At 40.9% G+C, this 5,548-nt stretch carries 5 protein-coding genes and 1 pseudogene; 2 read left to right on the top strand and 4 right to left on the bottom strand.

The window, feature by feature from the left end; genetic code table 11:
• Nucleotides 1-124: 124 nt before the first annotated feature.
• Nucleotides 125-472, top strand: a pseudogene (locus ACYVQZ_RS09880) (DDE-type integrase/transposase/recombinase); the annotation flags it as partial.
• Nucleotides 473-688: 216 nt separating this feature from the next.
• Here ACYVQZ_RS09880 and ACYVQZ_RS09875 read toward each other — a convergent pair.
• Nucleotides 689-1,141, bottom strand: coding sequence for a universal stress protein (locus ACYVQZ_RS09875; RefSeq protein WP_024305875.1), 453 nt, complete (start codon nucleotides 1,139-1,141; stop codon nucleotides 689-691).
• A 203-nt stretch (nucleotides 1,142-1,344) separates the two neighbouring features.
• Here ACYVQZ_RS09875 and ACYVQZ_RS09870 point away from each other — a divergent pair, with 203 nt between their 5' ends.
• Nucleotides 1,345-1,629 (top strand): transposase, encoded by a 285-nt coding sequence (locus ACYVQZ_RS09870; protein WP_024305876.1) that lies wholly within the window; start codon nucleotides 1,345-1,347, stop codon nucleotides 1,627-1,629.
• Between the two features lie 411 nt (nucleotides 1,630-2,040).
• On the opposite strand, the gene ACYVQZ_RS09865 is transcribed toward ACYVQZ_RS09870, so the two are convergent.
• The 3 genes from ACYVQZ_RS09865 to ACYVQZ_RS09855 are packed head-to-tail and all read right to left on the bottom strand — an operon-like array spanning nucleotide 2,041 to nucleotide 4,997.
• Nucleotides 2,041-2,949 (bottom strand): glycine betaine ABC transporter substrate-binding protein, encoded by a 909-nt coding sequence (locus ACYVQZ_RS09865; protein WP_063733432.1) that lies wholly within the window; start codon nucleotides 2,947-2,949, stop codon nucleotides 2,041-2,043.
• A gap of 12 nt (nucleotides 2,950-2,961) precedes the next feature.
• Nucleotides 2,962-3,804: an ABC transporter permease gene (locus ACYVQZ_RS09860; protein ID WP_270780959.1), complete on the bottom strand. Its 843-nt coding sequence runs from the start codon at nucleotides 3,802-3,804 to the stop codon at nucleotides 2,962-2,964.
• The gene (locus tag ACYVQZ_RS09855) at nucleotides 3,804-4,997 is read right to left on the bottom strand and encodes a quaternary amine ABC transporter ATP-binding protein (protein WP_063733428.1); all 1,194 of its coding nucleotides are present in this window, start codon (nucleotides 4,995-4,997) and stop codon (nucleotides 3,804-3,806) included. The genes ACYVQZ_RS09860 and ACYVQZ_RS09855 overlap by 1 nt, the downstream gene beginning before the upstream one ends.
• Nucleotides 4,998-5,548: the final 551 nt, after the last annotated feature.

The following is a 5,548-nucleotide window of genomic DNA, read 5'->3' as shown; positions in this document are numbered from 1 at the left end:
TTCAAATTGTTCACGAGAGATGTCGCTACTATAATGGTGTGCAAAGCTTTTCATGGATTAAAAACTCCTGTTTTTGATCTAATTTAACTAAAATCAAATCGAATGTCAAAGTATCCAAACACGTTCTTACCACTTCTTGAAACGGTTATTGACGACCTACGGTCGCCCAGATTGTTTGGTAACCGATCAGTATGGAGCAACTTTAAAAGCGATTAAGCAAGTAATTAAAAATGGATTATTGGCGAAAGGAAATCACCAGTGCTCTACGTATCGAAATAATCTGATCGAGCAAGATCATCGGCTGATTAAACATGTGTTAGTTAAATCTAGCGGGTTTCAATCTATGCGCACCGCCAGTAAAACTTTAAGTGGTATTGAAGTCATGCATCAGCTACATAAAATAAGCCAAAGAGCAATTAACCTCTTTGGTTTTTCAGCGTTACAATCATTAACCGAATTATTAGCAAACTAGCCCGCAAATGATTATCAAACAGGGTTAAATCGCTCCTTTTATTATTTTTGCACCAGAGCCCCTGCTAATATACATAATAAAAAGATATCGGTAAAGAGACCCCCCTGAGTCAGAGTAAATTCAGACTCAGGGGGGTTACTATATCAAGCTAATATTATAGCAGTATCTAAGTAGTGCGTCATACATACATGTACTAGTGTCAATAGAGCAGCTAGCTCACTCAGAAGCCGCTTCGGTAACTAATACAGGAACTTCTGCGTGTTGCACAACGTACTTTGTCACAGAGCCAACAATGAGCTTCTCTAACGCGCTCTTTCCAGACTTTCCAAGTACGATTAGATCGATTTCTTCCTTCTCTGGAAGATTAGTAGCAATTTCATCATTTACTGTACCAGAAACAATGGTGTACTTTACTTGAATATTAGTACCAGCTAGTTCTTTTTTTGCCTCATCAATAACATGCGCTGCCTCTTCGCGAACGTCCAACTCAACTTGGACCGGAACAATGCCACCAACTGGAGGTACACCGGCTGGTATAGCAACACTAGGGTCAATTATAGTGGTTACAAAAAGAGTAGCAGAAAACATCTGTGCCATCTCTTTAGCATATGCTAATGCCTTGAATGAATCTTTACTTCCGTCTAGTGGAACTAGGATGTTCTTGAACATAATTACTACCTCCAACCATATAGGATTTAGTGGTTATACAATCTACTAGCACTAATTTTATTTAAAACTATACTACCATTGTATGATAACAGAGCATATCAGACAACTTTGACGTTATGCATATTTTTTGACTATTTTCATAGTCGTGATTTACCTTAAGAGATAGTTAGCCCTGACAACATTAAACGGTAGGAGATGTAATTGTGGACAAAGCAAGTACAATCTACCTCTTAACCTTTATTCGCAACCGCGATCGGGCTACTTTACAACAATTAGTTATGAACTACCGTCCCAATGGTACTGAAATGGATACCGTCATAAGGACCATTCAAAAGAACTACTTAGGGATCAGGAACGCTTGTCTCTATGACTACTCTAATGGGCCGTTAGAGGGGATCAATCGCAAGATCAAAGAACTTAAACGTAGCTGTTACGGTTTCAGTAACTTAAGGCATTTCTTTATCCGCATCAAATTGATCCATGCCTAAAATAAAAAATTTAGGTCAACACTGTGGGAGGCAGGTGCGGGCCCGTTTCGCTACGCTTCGGACCCGTACCTGCCTCCCAACCCAAACACTTTAATCTAGCTATGGCGGTAAAAAAAGAACCCTACCATAAGATAGAGTTCTATGGACCATCAACACTATTTGACAAAGTCCCGAAAAGATACCCCTTTACATTTGCAGGGTATCTTTTCAAGACTCATATTTTTAAATAGCTAGGCTACCATTATCAATTACTAATTCTGTTCCGGTAATTGTCTTAGCTTTGTCACTCGCCAAGAATAAAATACCATTGATAATATCCTCAACTTCAGAATAGTAAGGAGGTAATGGATCGTTAACAGCCAGGTTACGTTTCAGGATGATCCACTAATACTTTTTGCATCAACCTTATTTTTATTTGTTTTTTAAATCATCGATGGTATTAATATTCTTCATATACTTCGGCACAGCCAATCCAGTTTTAGCATGCTCCAGATTTTTCCTGACTTCAACATATTTACCCTTATATTTCTTAGCATATAACTTATGTGTCACAGGAAGTTCGACTGTAACTGTCGCATCCAATTTACCACTAGAGATCGCACTCCACATAATACCAACATCAAGCTGCTGCATCGTTGCGTCATACCCCTTTTGTTTCAAAAGAGTTGTGACTAGGGTAGTAGTAGCTATTTCATAGTCATATGGAGTATACCCGATCTTGATTTTCTTGCCTTTTCCATCAGGCACACCCTTTAGCCACTCTTTGACTTGCTTAGGATGGTCCTTAATAAACTCATCAACGGCCTTTTGTTTATTCATACCGTTGTTGATTTTCATCATTAATGGATTAGAAATTTTGATCGACCAATGGAAATTCTCTAAGAATTTATTGGCACCTGGATTATCTTGTTTAAATCCCTTTCGAGTAATAGTCCGCATTGATTCACCCTTGCCATAAGCATGTTTAGGATCATCTAGGAATTTCAGCGGATATTTGGCGAACATCCAGTGCGGCTGCCACCCTGTCACTACGATCGGCTCTTTATTTTTAATAGCCTTATCCAAGGTACTTACCATGGCAGCAGTAGAACTTGGCATAATTTGCCAATTTGCGCTTTTCAGATGGTACTTACTCAAAGCCGTTTCAGTACTATCAGTAATACCCGCACCAGCTTCGATCCCTGTGATCGTATAGTTGATCTGAGGCCCTAATTTTTTATGCGAATTATATTCGGGCGGCTTGGCACAGGCACTAACAACTACTGCCAAGCCTAACGTCGCGGCTGCTAATTTTAGATAACGGAGGATTTTCTTCTTCACTATGATCACCCCTTATCTGGATGTCTGGTTGAACGATTGTGTGATCCGATCCAAAATAATAGCGACGATAACCACCGCGATACCTGCAGCGAAACCTGCACCAGCATCGTTACGTCCAACAGCGAAGTAAACCTGCGTACCCAAACCAAGCGCACCGATCATCGATGCAATAACGACCATGGAAAGTCCGAGCATCATTGTCTGGTTGACACCGGACATGATCGTTGTCTTAGCCATCGGCAATTGCAGTCCGATCAGTTTTTGCCAGCTAGTCGAACCGAATGAATCGGCAGCTTCGATCAAGTCTTCTGGGACCTGACGGATACCCAAGCTGGTCATCCGTACTGTCGGCGGCATTGCGAAGATCACAGATGCCAAGACACCAGGGACCATCCCGATACCAAAGAAGGCCACAGCTGGGATCAGGTAAACAAAGGCCGGCAGAGTCTGCATGAAGTCCAGGATCGGTTTGATCACAACTTCAGCTTTATTACTCTTAGCCATCCAGATCCCCAGCGGGATCCCAATGATGATCGCGATCAAACTTGACGACAAGACCAAAGTCAGGGTCTGTGTCATATCACGCCAATATCCTAAGTTCCAGATCAATAAAAGACCCAAAACTTCAAAAATCATGAAGCCCAATTTCTTCTGGTCTTTCTTGACCCAATACGTTAAAGCCAAAATAACAATGATAAATAGCCATTCCGGCAATAAATCAAAGACCCATTGGATCGCGTCAATGATAGCCTGGAAAAAAGCCGTGATACTGTTGAAAAATCCTGTAAATTTACTTAGCCAATCAACACCAGCGTTGATCCAATCGGCTAATGGTAATGCTCCGATACCTTTCATTAAGCGCTCACCTCTTCCCCGGAAATAGCAGCCAAGACTGTCCCACGCAAGATAATACCCAGCAAATGATCATCATCATCGACCACGATATACGGGATCGGGGTCTTCGAAATATCATTGATCAGATCATTGATCGGTGTATCAGCATGAGTCTTGGGCACATCGGTCTTCAAAACGGACCGTAAATCTTTACTGTTTTTCTTGATCAGGTCTGAAACATCATGCGCGTCAGCAAAGCCGACGAACCTGTTTTCGTTATCAACCACATAGATCGAAGAAATATCATTTTCACGCATGCGGCGTAAAGCCACTCGCGGACCAGCTTTAGCAATGTTGACCACCTGTGCTTTAGCCATGACGCTGCTGGCTGTCAAGACTTGAGTCCGGTCAACGCCTTCAATAAAGCGTTCGACATAATCATTAGCCGGATGCGTCAAGATATCTTCAGGATCCCCGATCTGTTGAACTACACCATCACGCATGATCATGATTCGATCACCCAATTTCAAGGCTTCGTTTAAATCATGACCAATGAAAATAACTGTCTTATGCATTTTTTCTTGGATCTGTAACAAGAGATCCTGCATTTCTTTACGATACAGTGGATCCAAGGCAGAAAAGGCTTCGTCCATCAGTAAGATCTCGGCATCATTGGCAATTGCCCGTGCTAAACCGACCCGTTGCTGCATCCCACCAGATAACTGGTCGGGATATTGTTGATCGTAACCATTCAAACCAACTAGGTTCAAAGCATCCTTGGCCTTTTTTTCTTGCGTTTCCTGATCAACTTTTTTTAGTGCTAATCCATATTCCGCATTCTGCAGAACTGTCAAGTGTGGGAACAAAGCAAAATTCTGGAAAACCATTCCGAACTTATCCTGGCGTAGTTTACGCAAACCTTCTTTGTCTAGATCCATCACACTTTGGCCATCAACTTCGACATCTCCATCAGTCGAGTTGATCAAACGATTGATCATCCGGATCAGGGTTGATTTACCACTACCGGATAGACCCATGACAACAAAGATCTCTCCTTCATTAATTGAAAAATTAGCGTCACTGACACCAACTGTACAACCAGTTTGAGCAAGGATCTCCTCTTTGTTCTTACCTTGTTTAAGGAGTTCCTTAGCCTGAGAGATCTGTTTGCCAAATATTTTAGTTAAATGTTTGACTTTAACTTTTTCTGTCATTACATGCCTCCAATAAATCCGTGCTTTCTTATGCTGCGAAGTGCTTGGTGTAACTGATAAACAATTAAGAATCATCGGCTGAAAAATGTTTAGTACACCCTACACTGCCCTAGCAGTTGAAATTCGTCAGGCCAGCCTGATAACTGGCCTTTCTGCTCGAATAAAAAAGACTTGAACTGTCTACAGCTTGAACCTTCGTTATTATAGTGTATTGCCTAGCGTATACCTTACTGAATAAAATGAAAAATATGATACAAAAAGAGACCGATCGATGCTTTACTAGCTTTGATCGGCCACGCTGTAAAATAACTATAAAACGAACTTGTGGTCCAACATTACAAAAATGTTACAGCCGAATCATTAAGATTACCTTAACACATATTCATAACAAGTCCAAATTATATGTCAGGTCACTACTATCTTAAGAACGTGTTTGGATACTTTGACATTCGATTTGATTTTAGTTAAATTAGATCAAAAACAGGAGTTTTTAATCCATGAAAAGCTTTGCACACCATTATAGTAGCGACATCTCTCGTGAACAATTTGAA

It is taken from the genome of Paucilactobacillus salsurae (genome assembly GCF_054784995.1).
This window is presented reverse-complemented; position numbering and strand designations above follow the sequence as displayed.

Coding starts and splice junctions, on each gene's coding strand:
- ACYVQZ_RS09855 (WP_063733428.1), bottom strand. CDS start 4,997: ATGACAGAAAAAGTTAAAGTCAAACATTTAACTAAAATATTTGGCAAA.
- ACYVQZ_RS09860 (WP_270780959.1), bottom strand. CDS start 3,804: ATGAAAGGTATCGGAGCATTACCATTAGCCGATTGGATCAACGCTGGT.
- ACYVQZ_RS09875 (WP_024305875.1), bottom strand. CDS start 1,141: ATGTTCAAGAACATCCTAGTTCCACTAGACGGAAGTAAAGATTCATTC.